Here is a 16,853-nt window from a genome sequence, read left to right on the forward strand (position 1 = left end):
TCTAATCCTCCGGTATCTTTATAACCATACCTACGGGTAGTCTTTTTAAATCTGCTGTACTAACTCCATTCAATTCTTGGATTTCTCTAGATCTTGAACCGTCCCCCAAAATCTTTTTGGCCACTTTCCACAGGTTATCCCCAAGTTGGAGTGTATACGTTTTAGGTCGGATCCGGTAGTCAGGTCGTTGAGCAGGTTGTTTAATGAGCACCGTTTGTCCGTCCTGTTGCACAACTTCAATTTTTTTAGCTGCATAGAAAATATATTCTTTTAATACAATGCGATAGTGGATATCCCCCAATGTACCAGCGACTTCTTTCCATTCAAACTTTTCAATGGTCATAGGTAGAAAGAAGTTAGAAGAAGGACCAGTTAAAGAAAATCGAAAAGGATGTTTTGAGTTTTTCCATTTACGTAAACGATCTACATATTCTTCTGGTTTAAACAAATCTATTTTACTTACTGTCACATATGGTAACCATGTATAAGGGAATATACTTTCAAAACTAATTTCAATTAATTTTGGACTTTGAATAGCGTTGATTTCACTTCCACCAATAATGTCAAAAGTATTGCTTTTTCCATTCTCTTTAATTTCTATTTTCTCTGGATTGATAGGTAGAATAAACTTTTCTGCATCATTGTTATAACTCATTTTGATTTCATAATCTTCACTCATGCCCATAGACCCCCTCAGCTGAAGCTCTGATCTCCTCTTTCATTGATCGTTCAATTTCCCTTACTACTTCTTCAACATCCACCTTCTCAGTTATATCGCCTGTCTGTACTTGAACTACTGGAGTTAGGGTTACAAAATTTTGAATGTTTCTCATTTCTGCTAAATCACGCATCATTTTTAAATCTTCACTTGATATATCAACCGTATCCTTAATTTTACCTACCTCATCCACTCTCCCGATGTTGAGTTTATCCATATCTACACTAAAGTCTTTAATATCAGGTAAGCTAAATTTTCCTTTTAGATTTTTGATAGCGTTATAACCAGCACTATATGCATCGTTATAATTCATACGTTTCAATCCTAAATCATTAACGTTTAGATTGAGCTCATTCATTATCTTTTTGTAGTTTTCATCTGGTGCATATTTTTGAACTGCTGCATCAGCCATATTTTTTAGCCCTGAACGCCAGCTTGCTACTGAATCCGCCATATTTGAACCGAAAACAAAATCCATAGCAGATGCAATTTTTTGAAGGGTAGCAAGCACACTATCAGCCATGCTTTGGAATAAATAAATAATGGATGAAACTGGGCTTGTAAACACATTACCTATGAAGTTTGCAATTCTTATAAATGGATTCACTAAAGCATTGATTACACCAAGAATATGTTCAAATATAGCTAAAAGTAAATTCCATATATAAGCACCCATCGTTGCAAATGAACCAATGATAACTCCTGTTGCTGAAATACTTGTACCTGCAAACTTGTTGATGATTGCGATAGCTCCATATATTGCCGCAATGATTGCGACTATGGATAGTACCACAAGTCCAATAGGGTTGGCTAACATAGCCACATTTAAACCCCATTGTGCAACCGTTAAACCTCTTGTAGCTGCAATATCGGCAATCGTTGCCCTTGTTTTTGCTGCTATTGCCAGTGCTTGAATGGTTTGAATCCCTGTACTTATCCCCTGAACTATATTATTTGCAACAAGGGCAGCGGTATAGGTACCTACTACAGCAACAACCCCCCATACTATAGGTTCAATAATGGACCATTTGTTTTTTATAAATGTTGACACAGCAATAACCATATCAACTACAATCCCAAGTACACCTGCGAGAACGGCCATTGAGCTGGATACGGAATTTATAGCGGATGTACCAACATCACTATTGATAAAGTTATTCACTGTTTGTATTACAGGTGAAAAACTCTTGATTGCTTTGTTTTTGATTTGCGTCCACACTGTACCGAATGTCTTGGGCATTGTTGTGAACTTTTCATTGATTTCATCTGCAGCATGGAACATTGCACCTTTGATGATATCAGCTGTAATGGTTCCCTCTGCTGACATATCCTTCAGCTCACCTTTCGATTTCCCACTGAAATCTGCAATCGCCTGTGCTAACATTGGAGCATTTTCCATAATAGATCTAAATTCATCACCCTGAAGCTTGCCTGCAGCCATGGCTTGTGTGAGCTGATACATCCCTGCTTGTTGTTCTTGAGTAGATGCACCGCCAACCTTAAAGCTCTTTTGCATAAGTTCAGTAAAGCCGATTAACTCATCGTTATTTCTAAAAGACTCAGATGCAAGCATACCCATTTTTCCAGCCGCTGTTGCGAAATCCGTATAGTTCCCTCTAGAATTATTAGCCGCGACAAAAATCTTGTCCTGGAGTTCTCCTGTTGTTTGACTACCATCATTGATCATGTCTAATCTCGCAAGACTATTTATATAATCATCGCTAATATTCATTGCGGATCGCGTTCCTTGAAAAGTTAAATATGCAGCAGCCATCCCTTTTATGGTATTCATCAAGTTGTTTACTTCACTTTTCCCCGCTCTAACTGATCGATTAAATCTGTTCTGTGAAGTTGTGGATTGATTAATCGCATTTCTGATGTCTATTTCAGCAGATCGAATTTGTTGTCTTGCCGCCTCAAAACTCCTACCTACTGTATTTGTTTGGCTTGATGTGTTATTTAGTTCCTCCATAGCTGAGGTAGTAATGTTTAAGGCTTGAGTTATTTTTTGTAATGGTCGAGATATAGAGTCAAATAGTTGTAAACTTGATTGTACATTCAGTTTATTCACCCCCCTTTCGGGCATAGAAAAAGCACCCAAAATGGATGCTTGAATTTAATACGTTTTATTGTGTTATTACTTCTGCTTCTATGAGGTCCTGTATGTTGTAATAGTTATAGAATAGACCTTTATAATTATATCTTTTTATTCTAATGTTGTTTATTGTATCCTTACCAGTTTTTTCAAACCAATCTTCGTTTAGATTCAATTCAAGTAATATTTCTGATGGCAAGGAGAGTGTTTGAAGATATATGTCTGTATCAACTATATTTTCTCTAATTGCAAAAATATTAAAAAGCAAATCCCTAGAAACCCACCCGTCTGTTAATTTAGGTGGTAATTCAATTCCTTTATCTTTTGCACGTATAAGATTAACATCATCCTCATCCACAAAATATTCAAAATCATCTGAAAAATCATCATACTTTTGATACGCTACCTTTTCCCCTGGATAATCCTGATAACTTTCTAAGATGACAAAACCTGATACCTTCTCTTGTTCAATCACAATCAATTCAGGTGTTAAATTTGGAGGAAGGAGACGTTCTTTATCAGGATCAGCGAGGTCCTTTTCTAAAACGATGTTCTCATCACTGATATCCACTGTATTATTCGTTGATATCTCTACTTGTTTTAGTTCATTATTCCACCTATAGTCTAATCCAGCGATATCTCCAATTTTGGAAAGTGGTATATAGGTACGTCCGTTATAATTCATGATTGGATTTCCTTGATCTACATACTGCACACCATCAACTAATACAGGTTGTGTAAATTCAGTTAAAATATACTCTTTTACTGCTGAAAAAGCTGGACTAGTTACTGAAAATGAAAGACCAATGAGTAATCCTACCGTAAGACCAATTATACTTTTCTTCAATCGTATCCCTCCTAAATTGATTCCTCTATGCTGACTATCATTCTATCATTCGTTGGATGGTTTTACCATATAAGAGGGTATACGATCTATTTTTTCTTTGGTTTCTTTTGAAGTTGTTTTTCTTTCTCAATCCGAATATCGATCATGGCGTAAATAGCAGCTTTTTCTCTTATAGACATCTTTGCAAGCTCATGTGGTAAGATGTTCAATTCATAAAGGGCGTAGTTAGCGTAATTAAATTCACCATCGCCGCCCTTAATTAGTTTTTTACTTCATCAATCAATTCCCCTATGTCTTTATTAAAGCCATTTATACTCATGACATTTTGGATGAGGGTAGAGTACTCTCCTGGTAACAGCATTTTACGTAATAGGACCTCGGCACCCATCACACCGTAAGATTTTTGCAATTCAGCATCTTTTAGATTAGGATACTGTATGCTTAAAACGGCTAGTTTTGCAGCATATTCATCTTGGTTTGTTTCAGGAATATAAACACCATTCTTCGCTTTCACCTTTCTAGTCGCTGCCTTTCTACATTGCTCATTTTCTTCTTCGGTCATGCTTTTTATTTTCCATGCCATAGGTTCGCCATTACTGCCTTTGAATCTATTTGAAATGATAACCTCTTCAATCAATTCTGAACTAACATTCTCTGCAAAAAATAAACTTAAATCACTCATCCATATTCCTCCTATCCTAGTGTTGGTTTTATAAATGAATCGTCGATTTCAACATCTTCAAACGTAAATGAAACTTCTTCTTCTAAAAATTCACTGTCAGTATCTAATGAAGCCATGACAACACTATCTAAATTAACCCCTTTTAAGGTAACGGTTTGTTTTCCAATACTAGAAGATGGATCTTGATTAATCACCACAATATCAAAGTAGGTATCCTTACCTTCTTTGATATACTTATACATCAGCTGACGAAATAAGGTTGTCACATAGAAAATCGTCATACTGCCCGCTCCACTCCAACCGGTCGCTTTATGTTGTGTACCTCTACGACCTAATGTTTTAATTTCTGCCTTGTTCTTTTCTGCTGTAGCTTCAAGGGATTTAACATAAAACATCTCCTCATTTTGTCCATTAATTGTGGCATAAGCCCGACCTTCTTGACCAGATATAGCGTCATTTGAATTTAGAAAACCCATATTATCTCACCTTCACTTTCATGTAGATTTTTTCTATCGAATCTACGGGTTGTACACTGGCATCAACATACACACTATCACCATCTGATCCCTGCTCTACCTCAATATCTTGTTGAGCATTAAAATTTTGGATAGCATTAATGTTTTGCAGACTATCTAAATACTTAATACATTCTTTCTTAAATAAGCCGCGACCATCATCATTATTATCTACTTTCCCGATATAGTAGAGTTCAAAAATTCGTTTAAAATCATTGGCTATTCCGTCAAGTACTCGGATCACCCTATTTTTAGAGAATTTTTTCCCCTTCTCAGGTGTATAGCTTGTAAATGTATTTATGTCCTGCTCAACCACTGCACGACTTTGACTTGGAACAAAAACAAACTCCCCGGACTTTAAAGCCTCTTCAATTTGTGCATTTGTGTAACGGGTATCTACATCTATGGCATCATCATAAGCTTCATAGGTTAGCGACTGATTGATTTGAGCGCCTGCGGTTGCTGCGGCTACCCAAACGGTAGATTCACTCGAATCCAACACGGTTCCTTCAGCAAGGATAACGCCATTCTTAACACTGATGACACCCTCATGATCAGCAATAGGATAGTTTTCTACAACAAGCTGCGTCTTTCGACCTTCATCACGTAATCGCCTTATAAAAGCAGCGAAAACCGATTTTAGTGTGGCATCTTTAGAAGCTAGTGCAATAGTATTAAAATCTTGCACTTCAACTGCATTTAAATAATCAGAGTAATTCCCATTCGTCACTGATCCGTCTTCTCCACCTGTAAGTGTAGCTCCCGCAGTGATGGTTAAAGCTCCACTGCCGATAAAATCAACCCATACATTATTTTGTAATTCTTCGATGTTAGCAACGGTTTGTGTATCTACCTCTCCACCATCAAGCAGTGTCATCACATCAAATTTAGCACTGTCATCGATATTGGTTTGTATCACGAGTGTAAGATCATTTCCTCTTTCTCCGCCATATTTTGCTGTCGCAGTTAAACTTCCAACGGTTACGGTTGCTTTTGTTCCTTCATTTAATCGGTATAGGAGTAAAGTTTGCGCCCTTTTCAATGCTTCTTTTACTAACAAAAGCTTTTCATCTGTAATGTCATATCCAAGTTTGTCAAATACATTTTCTCCTGCATATATGGGTAGTATCTTTTGTGACTCTCCCCAACTGAGAGATAAAGCTACGGTAACAACCCCTCTATTCCCAGCACTTCCTAATGTTGAGCCCCCATCAACAAAGTTAATGTAAACTCCTGGACGGGTTTTATTTTGAGTAGTAAAAGTACCTCCGGCCATTAGTTAACCTCCTTCTTATAAAAATCATCTAATATCTTTTTGACTTCTTTGATTGAATACGATTGATCCTCTTTAAGTAGAGCATTTAATATATCTTTATCCTTGAATTGTTTAGATGCTAGGATTTGCTTTTTTATATACATAGCTTCCTGTTTTTTCTTAGCCATGTTGAATATCTTCCTCCATTCTTTGCATTTTAGGAACAGATTCTATTTCTCTAAGCACATGAAAATCATAATCAACAAAAAAATGCAGCACATTATCAAACACTTCGTGCCGCATCTTTCTACCTCGAATCTTCCCTTGTGATACTTCTATATATTCCATTTCAGAGTAAAGCTTCTCAGCTACTTTATGTGCATCCTCATTGGACGTAGCAAAGTAATGAATATCAAAGGTATGCATCCGCTTGTATCTTCTGTTTAATTCTCGTTCCTGTTCAGATAAGAGGATTTTTACAAAGAACTGAGGCACTTTAAGACCTTGCCTTATTTTTTCACCTGTTACTTTAACACCAGGGAAAACAAATTTAATTTTAGAAATCACGCCATCTCTGACTGTATTTATGTTCACTTCTTGTCATCCCCTTTCTTTCTAGGGCGACCATTCATAATTTGGTTCAATAGATCGTCTTGTCTTTTTTTAAGGTATTTAGGGAGCTCCTTCTCAATTTCCTTCATGGAAATAGTCATCATAAAACGACCTTCTACCCATTTGGTGAGGTCTTGTCCTGTTCTATGACCGTACTCTACAAAAGAAGCATATTCGGTATTATTATAAATTTCTACAACATAAGATTTTGCTCTACGTTCTACTTTACCCACCTTCCAATTCCGTCTAAGCTCACCAGAATCTACAGGTGTACGCCTTTTGAACTTTCTTTCTGATCGATAAGCCATTTCGAGTAAAAACTCTCGGATAAATCTTTCAACGATCCTTTGATCTTTCGCCTTTTTGAAATTCTTGGCCATCTTCTCAAAATCACCAAAGTCAAAGCTTCCCCATCTAGGCATAACCTTTCCTCTCCAAGCTAACCTCTTGATGTGAGGAATATATAAACGGTTCTCCAGCTGTATAGTTTAGAGTTCTGCCATAACGAGTCACTATAATTTCATCCCCGTGAAGTATTTCTAAATCAGGAGAGATAAAAAGCTTCATTTGATACTGAATATTATTTTGTACTTCGGTTTGGTCGTTTCGCCCTAAAGATAATTTAGAGAGTTTGCATGGTTCATTTTTGTAAATATTATCAGGTTCTTCATCTTCTAAATATCTTTGAATCGTTGCTCTATCCTCGTACAATTTTTCTAGTGCTTTACGGTGTTTTGAGTACACGTTTTACCACCTCAACTTTCGGTAGCGGTTTAGATCAATTCGGTAGTTTTTAACCACCGTATCAACTCCTTTAACTCCAACTGATTTTACAGTTGTATCACCGATTTTGGTTTCAAATTCTTCTAAAGCTTCAATCTCTGGAATAGCTACTTTGTTTAAATGGAGTGCATCGATCGTCATTTTTACCCAAGTAAATTTAAGTCCATCAGGGATGGCTGTGAGATTACAATAGTGAAGCATTCTCAACTCAATTTCTTCGACATAAGACAAAATCAATTCATCATGATTAGTTTCTAGAATTTGAAGTCTTGACTTAACAAGTTCTAAAATATCAGAACGTTCAATTGCCATTTCCTACACCTTCAAGGTGAGACTTGATTACGGCTTTAATATCATCTTTTAGAGTAGCTTCTCCTAAGTCGATGTTGTTTTTGGCTGCATATTCTATGAGTTCATCTAACAACATTTCATTAATCGTTTTTTGATCTTCCTCTATAACCTCAACCAAACCCTTTATTTTTTCATAATCACTTTCACTAACTTCAAATGGTACATTTACTTTATATGTTTTTCCATTATGAGTGATTGGAATTCTTTTAGTTTGCACTTTCATAGTAAACCCTCCCCTATATTACCTTTGCTTGGAATACTTCATCAGCGGTTGGGAAACTTGGTAGTGCTGTTGCTACTGCTTTTGTCCAAGTACTCACTGGGTCCGTACCTTCTTCATACACCATCGCTAACACGTTCCCAATCATATTTGCCTTAATGTTTGGATTACGTGTCAATCGGATTTCCTCGGCAGTTGGTCCATAAATCGTTTCTCCTAAAGCTCCATCAGGTAGCATGACAAATTTATCTTGAGGGAAATAACGCTCTTTTTGATAGCTTCCTCCTTTGAGTTGTCTTCTGTACACATTGTCATTGGTTGCAATCGTAGGCAGTTCATGTTGAGTTAAGAATGCATTCAAATCCTGGCGGGTAGGTATGCGCATTGAATCCTTCCCAAACAACGCTCCGATGATTTTCGGGTGTTTAAGTAAAGCATTTAAAATCGCTCTTGTTGTTAAGGCTCTTGTAGGTCTCATATCCAAAGCATCTGCAAAACGTTCCATATCCCCAATCGGATCAGAATTTTCGTCTGTCCATAAGCTTGTTCCACTAAGTGCCTCTTTGTGATCATCAGGCACTCCATAATCAATTACAGCACTCAGGTTGTTTTCATTTAACGTGATTTTGCCGTTTGCAACGACTTCCATTCTCATAGCTTCGATTCTAGCTTTTACACCTTGAACAAGGACATCAATATCATTAAACACATCCTTCATTAAATATTGCTGCTCAGTTGAATTTCGTGGGTTTTCAAGGGCAATGATATTCTTTTCATTTAATCCCATCTTACGTTTGATCAGCGTTAGTTCTAATGCTTGCTTCCCAGCCTCGCGACTTCCAATCTCTGCTTCAGTGTCAAACTCATGAACACTTGCAATAACAGGTATTTTCTTTGCTCCTTGGATCATGTCAAACTCAAGGGAACCTCGTTTTACTTCTGGGAAAAGTGTTTCACCCATGTATGCTGGGTATTGTCTATTTTTTTGATAGTTTAAAACTTCTATTTGATTAAATAGTTCTAGTATAGTTGCCATTTATTAATCACTCCTTATACAAACTTCTTAAATGAAATTTTATTCATTGCTGTTTTTGCTTCAGCAGTTGGTGCTGTAGGTAAACGATCTTCTAAAAGCCATGCTTCCACTAACAAAGCCCCGGGTTGTGGTCCTTCTGTCACATCAGTATCATTGAAGAGAATCCCAATAGCATTAGCGTCATTGCTTGGGTATATCGTGCCAGCAGGTACAATTTTTTTACCTTCTTCATTCGGAGTCACACCCACGTCTGAAATTTGATATGTGAAACTTGTATACTTTTGACTGGCTAAAAAGTTAATTTGTTCAACTTCTGTTCTTGGTTTTACGTACATAAAAAAGCTCCTTTCTTAGTCCCAAAAATTATTTTCTTGTTCTTTTCCTGAATCATTTGCTGTTTTTGCAAAACTAGCACCAACACTAGTATTTGGATCGTTTTTATCTTTGTCCTTACCTTCAGGTGGAGTAGCACCCTTAAACTTATTCTCGTTACCTTCCTCTTGAACAAATAAAAAAGCCTTGCTCTCTTGCAACGCTTTGATCTGATCATCGAGTCCAGTTTTTACACTGCCATCCTCATTGATTTCTATTTTTGATTTGTCCAGTAAAGATGTTATGAGATCCGGATCATGGACCTTTCCATTGACCGCTAATTTAATTGCTGTAGTTACGGACATATCTTTCAATTGATCCTTGTACTCCTGATCCTTCTTCTTATTCTCTTTTTGAAGCTGTTCAATTTGGTTCGTTAAAGTTTCCTTATCCCCTGCATTCTTCTTAAGCTCTGTAAGCTGTTTATCTCGATCTTTGATGTCTGTTTCTAGTTGTTTCTTAGCTGTGTTTACCTCATCAAACCTATGCTTAGGAATATGATCTTTATAGTTCCCTTCCACCCTCTCAACAATTGATTTAATTTGCTCTTCTGAAAGGTTCATACCCTTCAATAAATTCTTTAGCCAATCCATTACAAATCGTCCTTTCATCTTCGTTTTTTATCCTGGTCTCGGCCAGTGATGTCTTGTTGTTTTACGCCTAACAATACCAAAACGGCTTATACATATTTCTTTTTCCAATCTGGATATTTGATATCATTTGGAACATAATATGTGCTTCCGTCTTCATCTCTTGCAATTCTTTCACCTTCATCAAAGTCATCATCAAAATAAGGCATCACGGTTGTTCTGCAGCGAACGTGAAAAGGTGGGTAATTGATATTTACCTCTGCTTGATTATTAGGAAACACCTTCCCGTCCATCTGCTGACAGATTTCAGTAGTTCGATTATCTAAGGTAGCTAACACTTCATATTTCTTTACAATTCCACTTTCTTTATAACTTGAAAGAGTGGCCTGTCCTGTAAAAAAACTAGTCTCTGTTTCAATTAAACGTTCAGCATTTGAGCGAGAAACATTAAACCTAGCAGATACATCTTTTATCGTTCGATCAACGCTATCCCCGCGAATAAAGGATTGAGATAATTTTGTTTGCAGCTCTCTTGTAAGTTTATTTCTATCCCCCCATATTCGTTTGCTCCAGTTAGATTCTGCAAACTCAGTAGATAGTACTTTATCCATACCCTCTTGATCTAATCTAGCAAAATTAACACCTATGCCTGTTCCTTTTTGAAGTTCAAACATCGTACGGTAATAAGTATCCTCGTAAATATCACCTAGTAATTCACGTGCTCCCTTCTGACGGCTTCCAGCTAATAATTCAACTTGTTGCCTTACTTGTACTTTCAGGGCTTCAAATCGGCTTATACGTGTTCTGTAATAGACATTGTTTAATTCCTTTGTCCAACGTCCATCTGCATTGTTTTTTGCTTTCCTAGTAAACTCTTCTAACGTCATCTTAAACTCATTTAATTCTTTTCCTTGTAGTATCTTCCTGGTATCAGCAAGGCTTATTTCATCATTAGTAGCATACCTTTGATAGAATACTTCAATGTTCCTTTGAATCTCTTGCATGGCCCTGCCATATTCACTGCCTAACTTGGAGAGGTATTGATCTGCTTTATCGTATTGGTCCTTTGCAATCTGCTCACTGCGTTTCTGCCAGTATTCGGAGGATTTCATTCATTCTCATTCCCCTCGCCCATACCATTATAGTCCTGCATTTGCTGTAAATCTTCCTCACGTTGTTTCTTCACTCGATCTAATTCATCCTGTGAATCTGTTACCCAAGGATGATTATTAATGATAGTTTCATCAGATATGATACCTACGCTATTTTTCGCATTGGTGATTGTATCTGTTTCGTTGATCACGATGTCTCGATTAAAGATAAAATCAACTTGTTCATTTGAAAAATCTTGAGTGGTTGTATTTGCTATATGCTGATCAATGAACCATAAGAGCTGCTCTAAGCTTGCTTGAAATTCCATTTCCATATCGTTTGCATCCATATCAAGATCTGCATATAAAAACTTTAATGCTATCCCACTAGGACTATTTCCAAACTTTTCAGATTGAGTGTCTACTCCTCTACCAAACTCGTAGATGTCCTTTCTATTCATTTCCATATGGGTTTTAAAAGCTTCGGTGTCAATCTCAAGATTGATCGTATCCACTCCGCCCTCGCTAGTCACTTTTATAACACGGAAAATGGAAAGGTTCCGTCTAAACTCTCCTAAATCTTCTCCGTCATAATCTTTAATGACATAGGTGCTGTTCGGTAAATCTTCTAGGTTGTTGGAGTTATCTGATTTCTTGTTATCGTAATCATCCACTAGTGATTTAATCAACTGCACTAAAGGTTGCTCTTCATTGTTGTACTTAAAACAAATGAAAGGTACTCGCTCCCAATTAAGAGGTTGTTGTTCTTCTCCTTTAATGACTGAAAAATGACTACTATCTCCAGTCTCTACATCTGGAATTAATTTACCGTCATCAATCACATATCGTTTTACACCTTTAGTGTCCCAAAATTCAACCTTGGTAATGGTTTTCTTGGTTTTCCCTTCATAAACTTCAATATCATAAGCTCGGATCACAGCATCAAGAATCGTATGAGCTGCATCTTTCCAAAGCGGGATGATTTCCTCTGAGGGAATTTTTTTAAAAGAAAGTTGGCCGTCCTCATCATAGTAAACATGTAGCCAACCCCTACCTTTATTAATTGTTTCTTTCCCTACATTCTGCAACAGACGTAAAAAAGACTTATTGAAAGTTTCATTCAACAAGTCTGCGTATGGTTCGTTATCTGTTTGTATGCTTAATGGTTTTGAAAGTAAATATCCTACTTTCTGATCAACTAACTTTCGTATAAAGCCGTGAATGAGTTTATTGTTAGCTAGGTTCGTTTCTTCTTGAAGCCCCCCACCTTCACCGACTGTCATTCTCTTTCGATCTTTAATATCTGTTTCATTTCTGTAGTACTTGTATCCTGTTTGCATCCATTGTTTTTCATTAGATAAATTCCAATCGTCAATTTCTTGTAGGATGATCTCCTCTAAGGTCATGGCTGAAGAGGCACCTGCTTTTAAAATAGCTTTAATAGTTTCCATCAATGATTGTCACCGCCTTCCATGTAATTTTATATAAAAAAAGAACGCATAAGAAGCGTCCGTTTAAAAATAAAATTTTATTTTTAAATTCTATAATCTATAAAGTAATCACAGCTACTTTAAGACTTCGGTATCTAACTAATCAGCCTTGAGAGTCATCAACAATATTTTCCAGAATTGAATTTAATTCTTTAACTTTTTCTATGGTTAGAATTGTTTCTTTGTAAGGGTTTAAACCTCTTAGATCATCAGTAAGTTTAATTACTTCATTTAATTTTTCAATATAATCATCGGTATAATTTACATCTTCATTTAATAAATCATTGGCATGTAAGTTGATATTTCTATATAAATTATATAGAGCTGTGAAATCATCGTCGGTAAGACTTTTTTGAGTATCTCTAATTCGAGTAGGAATAAGCAAATTGTTTTGCATTGTAAATATATCTAACATTCCTTTTGCATATTCACTATCTCCTTCATTATTTATTATATTTTCAATAATCTTTTCATATTGGTATATCGTTGTAGAATAATGATATTCTAAACTATCAATTATAGGCTGTTCTAGATGAGACTCTTGAGGTTCTTGAGACTCTTCTACTGTACAGCCAACTAACAGAAGGAGAGTAAAAATTAATAGTAAAATTTTTTTCATAATAGCTTAACCACCTTTATAAAAATTTAAGAGAGGGAGTAATGCTCCCTCTCTTCACTAGAAATTGGTCCAATTATCATCCCATAAATCCCAAGCAGCATTACCTTGTGAAAGAGTTACGCCATAAGAAGCTCCACCAGTAGGACCAGTAGCACTCCAAGAAATAGTTGCTGTACCTGTCACTGCAGTTTCAACTGTGGCATAAGTATGCGAATACTTAGTTCCATAATGGAATCTACCAGATGATTTTTTTGGAATTACTCTAACAACTGCATACGAATCAAAATCATCATCATCTTCTACATTGAATAGATAGGAACCACTTAACCTTTTTGACCCATCTTTTTTACTAACACCAGTTCCGACAGCTGCATCGTAGAATTCAGAAAATGTTGGGTCCCACTCTACAGAAACTACATCATAAGTTCCTGGACTCTCTTCACTACCTGTTAACCATATAGACTGTAGATTATACCAAGCCTGACCTCCACGTTTGCTTGCATATATAGTTAAATCCATATCAGATGTACTAGTTAATGATGCAATACTAACCTTATTTTTATCTTTTTCTTCTATCATGCTAAATTCAACATCTAATAGTTTTAAGTTTTCAGTCATTTCTTGAACTGATTGATAATTATCTTTAACAAAATTATACATGAATCTATCGAATTCTGGATCAGTCAATTTATTAATTTGATTTAAAAAAAACTTTTGATCTTTTTTAATTTCTTTTTCAGACATTTTTTGTAGTTTTTTTGCTAATTGTACTTCCTTTTTGGAATTATAAACTTCTTCATCGATCTTGTCTTTCTTACCAAATCCTTCTTCTGCAAAATTTACTTGAGGGGTATACACTCCTAAAATTAATGCAAATGCTAGAGAAAATGCTACTATCTTTTTTAACATAATTATGACTCCTTCTATGAATATCTTTTCTGGAATGTATGGGCGCCTATCCACTCTTGATGTTAATTTTATTACAAACAATAAATTATATATATAGCGAATTGTGAGATAATTTGTTTCTTTTTGTCTTATTTTGTCAAAAATAAAAAATAATACTATTCTTATTTTTCAGAATAATCAAATATATAGGATGGAACTAATTATCTTAGCTATATTCGATTCTAAGACAACTTTTCACATTTCCTCAATACAAAAGATACACCTGATTTTCTCATATCTTTTTCAAGCGCATAATTTAAAATGATGTTCCTGCAGGTTTTCGTATTTGTTCCATAGCATAACGTAATGCATCCATCGCGTGGTTAAAATCATCAATAGGTTTATTTAAAAACCTTCCATTCTTATCTTGATCCCAAATATAACTTGATAGCTCCATACTCACATTAGGGCATTTAAACTTATGAACGATAATTTCATATTGTTGTAAATATTGAATTCCTGCTAAAACACTATCTGGACCTTTCTCCGCTTTCCTCATTCGATAGATCCCATAACCTCTAATCTCATCGATAGATTTAGGTTCTGCTGAATCAGCAATGATTTTTTCTTTCGCATATCCCTTACGCTTTATCATTTCTGCTATTTCATTGTTCTTCATTGCATGCTCATAATGCTCATCAAAGATATACAGCTTTTTTTGTTCTTTATTAACTAAAGCTGCTATAAAAGCAGTCGGATCATTGGTGTATCCGAAATCTAAACCAAATATAGCCTTATACCCTTTTTGTTTCGCTATACTACGATAATCAAATTCCTCTTCACGCCAGTTTTCATAAATAGCACCTTCTGCAATTCCCCAATTACCTTCACCTTCAACACGATATCGCTTAGGTTTGGTTTTCTTCATCCACTCAAATAATTCTCTGTCATCATTACCAAGGAACTCATTACATTGATAGGTTGTGGTCATTGCTAAAGTATTTGGATTTTCTGAATCAAAAAAACGCCCTTTCAACCAGTGCTTTTCATTCCAAGGGTTAAATGATAGCGTTAATTGTTTGTAGTATCCTTCTGGTAACTCACCACGAATAGACATATCTATTTTGTCAAAATCATCTTCATTCAAAATCTGATATGCTTCTTCAAACCATGCCCAACATAGATAACCTGTATCTACTGTAATTGAAGTAATCGACATAGGATCATCCAAACCTCGAAACAATATCTTTTGTCCTGTAGGTTTGTATACAGCCTCTAACGGGCTTTTCTTAAATTTCCATAAGTGAGAAACTTCTAATCGATTCGAAGCCCATTTAAGTTGTGCCCAGGTAGAGTCTTTATGAGCATTAAAGGTCTTCCGAATGACTAAAGTATTAGCTAGCGGCATTTTCATCATGTTATAGATAATAGATAAAGCTGCGGTTACGCTCTTCTTTGAACCACGCCCACCTTTTACAACACGATAACGGCCTCTAAAACGCCAAAACTTAGCATAGCCCTTACCTACTGTCTCTTGTAAACTTATTTCGTTACTCATGAAGATCATCCTTAAATATAACAGGATCTGGGTTGCTCTCTTCATTTAGTTTATTGACCTCTGTTTTTAATTTCTGAATTCGTAGTTGTTGTTCTTCATTTGCCCAACCTTGCCTGCACATCTCTTCATATTGTTTAATCATCGATGTAAGAGTAGACAATGCTCTTGCCTGTGCTTGTAAAAAGTTTGCTTGCTTATCCCATGAATGTTGATACTCCCATTCTTCTTCCCATAGGTCATCACCTTGCTTTTGCTTTTTTAACACTCTTGTCTCATCTTGTTGGTTTTGAACAAACATAATCTTCTGAGCCCTTATAATCGCTGTATATTGAATCACAATATTTTCCCATAGAAGATCAAGAGGTGACTTCGTTTCTATCTCCTTAACAATGTGTAACGTTTCCTCATCATCAGGAAAAATGCGTTTAAAAAAGCCATGTGATACTGCATTCGTATTTCTTGTAGGAGCTGCACCACCTCTATTACCTTTAGCGTTCTTATTTCCTTTAGGTGCTCCTCCTTTTGACTCACTTTTATTTGTAGTACTACGTTTACCTGTTTGTAGTACTACATTCCATTGATCACGACATTTCCAGTTGCTAATCGTTTTTTCTTTTTCCCCAAGCAGTGAAGCTAATTCTCGATTACTTATCTTTCCTTTGTGTTCTAGCCATGTATCAAGGGCTTTATCACGATTTGGACTTCTAACCTTTGCCATTACATCATCACCACCACCTGTTGAGTTTGTTTTGTAAACCCTATTTAAATTTATCTTTATCGTATAATTTTTGATTTGTTTTCATTAAAAATAATTCATCCTTTTGCAATTGTATGTCCATTTCTATTAACTTCTTTAAATCTGCAACAGTGTTAATTTGAATGCGTCCTTCTTGATAATCTTTAATCCATTTACTGATTCCTGCTTGGATGACTTTTCTATACTTTACATTAGAATCTTGTAATTCATCTATTGCTTGTTTTACTTTTCTGTCAAAGGCTTCCATTGCAACATCCTCCAATACCTAATAAGATATTTATAGAGATAGTGTCTACCAAAAACGTGCGCACGTAATTGCACTATCTCACTGAGGGCTGTTGCTCTCAAGGCTTAGAGGACGTGTCCAGCGTCCT

Annotated in this window: 23 protein-coding genes; all 23 read right to left on the bottom strand. The window is 35.9% G+C overall.

Annotated elements, in window-relative coordinates; genetic code table 11:
- Position 1: 1 nt before the first annotated feature.
- The 23 genes from VQL36_RS19225 to VQL36_RS19335 all read right to left on the bottom strand — a co-directional run bounded on the left by VQL36_RS19225 (position 2) and on the right by VQL36_RS19335 (position 16,726).
- Complete coding sequence (locus VQL36_RS19225; protein ID WP_349250848.1) at positions 2-679, bottom strand: LysM peptidoglycan-binding domain-containing protein; 678 nt, start codon at positions 677-679, stop codon at positions 2-4.
- Entirely contained in the window at positions 672-2,804 is a 2,133-nt protein-coding gene (locus VQL36_RS19230; protein WP_349250849.1) for a tape measure protein, read from the bottom strand. Before VQL36_RS19230 ends, VQL36_RS19225 begins: the two co-directional genes overlap by 8 nt.
- A gap of 40 nt (positions 2,805-2,844) precedes the next feature.
- Positions 2,845-3,660, bottom strand: a complete 816-nt coding sequence (locus tag VQL36_RS19235) for a stalk domain-containing protein (RefSeq protein WP_349250850.1) — start codon at positions 3,658-3,660, stop codon at positions 2,845-2,847.
- A gap of 86 nt (positions 3,661-3,746) precedes the next feature.
- Positions 3,747-3,869, bottom strand: a complete 123-nt coding sequence (locus tag VQL36_RS19240) for a hypothetical protein (protein WP_349250851.1) — start codon at positions 3,867-3,869, stop codon at positions 3,747-3,749.
- A 50-nt stretch (positions 3,870-3,919) separates the two neighbouring features.
- The gene (locus tag VQL36_RS19245; protein WP_349250852.1) at positions 3,920-4,342 is read right to left on the bottom strand and encodes a phage tail assembly chaperone; all 423 of its coding nucleotides are present in this window, start codon (positions 4,340-4,342) and stop codon (positions 3,920-3,922) included.
- Positions 4,343-4,353: 11 nt separating this feature from the next.
- On the bottom strand, positions 4,354-4,818 hold the full coding sequence (locus tag VQL36_RS19250) for a phage tail tube protein (RefSeq protein WP_349250853.1): 465 nt from the start codon (positions 4,816-4,818) through the stop codon (positions 4,354-4,356).
- Between the two features lies 1 nt (position 4,819).
- Positions 4,820-6,133 carry a phage tail sheath family protein gene (locus VQL36_RS19255; protein WP_349250854.1) on the bottom strand — a complete coding sequence of 438 codons (1,314 nt, stop codon included), beginning with the start codon at positions 6,131-6,133 and terminating at the stop codon, positions 4,820-4,822.
- Positions 6,133-6,300: a hypothetical protein gene (locus tag VQL36_RS19260; protein WP_349250855.1), complete on the bottom strand. Its 168-nt coding sequence runs from the start codon at positions 6,298-6,300 to the stop codon at positions 6,133-6,135. Before VQL36_RS19260 ends, VQL36_RS19255 begins: the two co-directional genes overlap by 1 nt.
- Positions 6,293-6,706 carry a DUF6838 family protein gene (locus VQL36_RS19265; protein WP_349250856.1) on the bottom strand — a complete coding sequence of 138 codons (414 nt, stop codon included), beginning with the start codon at positions 6,704-6,706 and terminating at the stop codon, positions 6,293-6,295. Before VQL36_RS19265 ends, VQL36_RS19260 begins: the two co-directional genes overlap by 8 nt.
- Positions 6,703-7,146 carry an HK97 gp10 family phage protein gene (locus tag VQL36_RS19270; protein ID WP_349250857.1) on the bottom strand — a complete coding sequence of 148 codons (444 nt, stop codon included), beginning with the start codon at positions 7,144-7,146 and terminating at the stop codon, positions 6,703-6,705. Before VQL36_RS19270 ends, VQL36_RS19265 begins: the two co-directional genes overlap by 4 nt.
- The gene (locus VQL36_RS19275; protein ID WP_349250858.1) at positions 7,139-7,468 is read right to left on the bottom strand and encodes an ABC transporter ATP-binding protein; all 330 of its coding nucleotides are present in this window, start codon (positions 7,466-7,468) and stop codon (positions 7,139-7,141) included. The genes VQL36_RS19270 and VQL36_RS19275 overlap by 8 nt, the downstream gene beginning before the upstream one ends.
- 3 nt (positions 7,469-7,471) lie before the next feature.
- Positions 7,472-7,819 carry a DNA-packaging protein gene (locus VQL36_RS19280; RefSeq protein ID WP_349250859.1) on the bottom strand — a complete coding sequence of 116 codons (348 nt, stop codon included), beginning with the start codon at positions 7,817-7,819 and terminating at the stop codon, positions 7,472-7,474.
- Positions 7,809-8,081 carry a hypothetical protein gene (locus VQL36_RS19285; RefSeq protein ID WP_349250860.1) on the bottom strand — a complete coding sequence of 91 codons (273 nt, stop codon included), beginning with the start codon at positions 8,079-8,081 and terminating at the stop codon, positions 7,809-7,811. Before VQL36_RS19285 ends, VQL36_RS19280 begins: the two co-directional genes overlap by 11 nt.
- A 13-nt stretch (positions 8,082-8,094) precedes the next feature.
- A complete protein-coding gene (locus VQL36_RS19290; protein ID WP_349250861.1) occupies positions 8,095-9,114 on the bottom strand; it encodes a major capsid protein in 1,020 nt (339 codons plus the stop codon).
- A 14-nt stretch (positions 9,115-9,128) separates the two neighbouring features.
- Entirely contained in the window at positions 9,129-9,449 is a 321-nt protein-coding gene (locus VQL36_RS19295; RefSeq protein ID WP_349250862.1) for a hypothetical protein, read from the bottom strand.
- Positions 9,450-9,464: 15 nt separating this feature from the next.
- Positions 9,465-10,079, bottom strand: a complete 615-nt coding sequence (locus VQL36_RS19300; protein ID WP_349250863.1) for a phage scaffolding protein — start codon at positions 10,077-10,079, stop codon at positions 9,465-9,467.
- Between the two features lie 86 nt (positions 10,080-10,165).
- A complete protein-coding gene (locus VQL36_RS19305) occupies positions 10,166-11,188 on the bottom strand; it encodes a minor capsid protein (RefSeq protein WP_349250864.1) in 1,023 nt (340 codons plus the stop codon).
- On the bottom strand, positions 11,185-12,618 hold the full coding sequence (locus tag VQL36_RS19310; RefSeq protein WP_349250865.1) for a phage portal protein: 1,434 nt from the start codon (positions 12,616-12,618) through the stop codon (positions 11,185-11,187). Before VQL36_RS19310 ends, VQL36_RS19305 begins: the two co-directional genes overlap by 4 nt.
- Before the next feature lie 142 nt (positions 12,619-12,760).
- Entirely contained in the window at positions 12,761-13,276 is a 516-nt protein-coding gene (locus VQL36_RS19315; RefSeq protein ID WP_349250866.1) for a hypothetical protein, read from the bottom strand.
- A 57-nt stretch (positions 13,277-13,333) separates the two neighbouring features.
- Positions 13,334-14,185, bottom strand: coding sequence for a hypothetical protein (locus VQL36_RS19320; protein WP_349250867.1), 852 nt, complete (start codon positions 14,183-14,185; stop codon positions 13,334-13,336).
- Positions 14,186-14,480: 295 nt separating this feature from the next.
- Positions 14,481-15,722, bottom strand: a complete 1,242-nt coding sequence (locus tag VQL36_RS19325) for a PBSX family phage terminase large subunit (RefSeq protein ID WP_349250868.1) — start codon at positions 15,720-15,722, stop codon at positions 14,481-14,483.
- Positions 15,715-16,440 (bottom strand): phage terminase small subunit, encoded by a 726-nt coding sequence (gene terS / locus VQL36_RS19330; protein ID WP_349250869.1) that lies wholly within the window; start codon positions 16,438-16,440, stop codon positions 15,715-15,717. Before terS ends, VQL36_RS19325 begins: the two co-directional genes overlap by 8 nt.
- A 40-nt stretch (positions 16,441-16,480) precedes the next feature.
- Complete coding sequence (locus VQL36_RS19335; protein WP_349250870.1) at positions 16,481-16,726, bottom strand: hypothetical protein; 246 nt, start codon at positions 16,724-16,726, stop codon at positions 16,481-16,483.
- Positions 16,727-16,853: the final 127 nt, after the last annotated feature.

Origin of the sequence: Chengkuizengella sp. SCS-71B (assembly GCF_040100845.1) — a bacterium.
Classification (GTDB): Bacteria; Bacillota; Bacilli; order Paenibacillales; family KCTC-33759; genus Chengkuizengella.

Coding starts and splice junctions, on each gene's coding strand:
- VQL36_RS19225 (WP_349250848.1), bottom strand. CDS start 679: ATGAGTGAAGATTATGAAATCAAAATGAGTTATAACAATGATGCAGAA.
- VQL36_RS19230 (WP_349250849.1), bottom strand. CDS start 2,804: ATGCCCGAAAGGGGGGTGAATAAACTGAATGTACAATCAAGTTTACAA.
- VQL36_RS19245 (WP_349250852.1), bottom strand. CDS start 4,342: ATGAGTGATTTAAGTTTATTTTTTGCAGAGAATGTTAGTTCAGAATTG.
- VQL36_RS19250 (WP_349250853.1), bottom strand. CDS start 4,818: ATGGGTTTTCTAAATTCAAATGACGCTATATCTGGTCAAGAAGGTCGG.
- VQL36_RS19255 (WP_349250854.1), bottom strand. CDS start 6,133: ATGGCCGGAGGTACTTTTACTACTCAAAATAAAACCCGTCCAGGAGTT.
- VQL36_RS19260 (WP_349250855.1), bottom strand. CDS start 6,300: ATGGCTAAGAAAAAACAGGAAGCTATGTATATAAAAAAGCAAATCCTA.
- VQL36_RS19270 (WP_349250857.1), bottom strand. CDS start 7,146: ATGCCTAGATGGGGAAGCTTTGACTTTGGTGATTTTGAGAAGATGGCC.
- VQL36_RS19280 (WP_349250859.1), bottom strand. CDS start 7,819: ATGGCAATTGAACGTTCTGATATTTTAGAACTTGTTAAGTCAAGACTT.
- VQL36_RS19285 (WP_349250860.1), bottom strand. CDS start 8,081: ATGAAAGTGCAAACTAAAAGAATTCCAATCACTCATAATGGAAAAACA.
- VQL36_RS19290 (WP_349250861.1), bottom strand. CDS start 9,114: ATGGCAACTATACTAGAACTATTTAATCAAATAGAAGTTTTAAACTAT.
- VQL36_RS19295 (WP_349250862.1), bottom strand. CDS start 9,449: ATGTACGTAAAACCAAGAACAGAAGTTGAACAAATTAACTTTTTAGCC.
- VQL36_RS19300 (WP_349250863.1), bottom strand. CDS start 10,079: ATGGATTGGCTAAAGAATTTATTGAAGGGTATGAACCTTTCAGAAGAG.
- VQL36_RS19305 (WP_349250864.1), bottom strand. CDS start 11,188: ATGAAATCCTCCGAATACTGGCAGAAACGCAGTGAGCAGATTGCAAAG.
- VQL36_RS19310 (WP_349250865.1), bottom strand. CDS start 12,618: ATGGAAACTATTAAAGCTATTTTAAAAGCAGGTGCCTCTTCAGCCATG.
- VQL36_RS19315 (WP_349250866.1), bottom strand. CDS start 13,276: ATGAAAAAAATTTTACTATTAATTTTTACTCTCCTTCTGTTAGTTGGC.
- VQL36_RS19320 (WP_349250867.1), bottom strand. CDS start 14,185: ATGTTAAAAAAGATAGTAGCATTTTCTCTAGCATTTGCATTAATTTTA.
- VQL36_RS19325 (WP_349250868.1), bottom strand. CDS start 15,722: ATGAGTAACGAAATAAGTTTACAAGAGACAGTAGGTAAGGGCTATGCT.
- terS (WP_349250869.1), bottom strand. CDS start 16,440: ATGGCAAAGGTTAGAAGTCCAAATCGTGATAAAGCCCTTGATACATGG.
- VQL36_RS19335 (WP_349250870.1), bottom strand. CDS start 16,726: ATGGAAGCCTTTGACAGAAAAGTAAAACAAGCAATAGATGAATTACAA.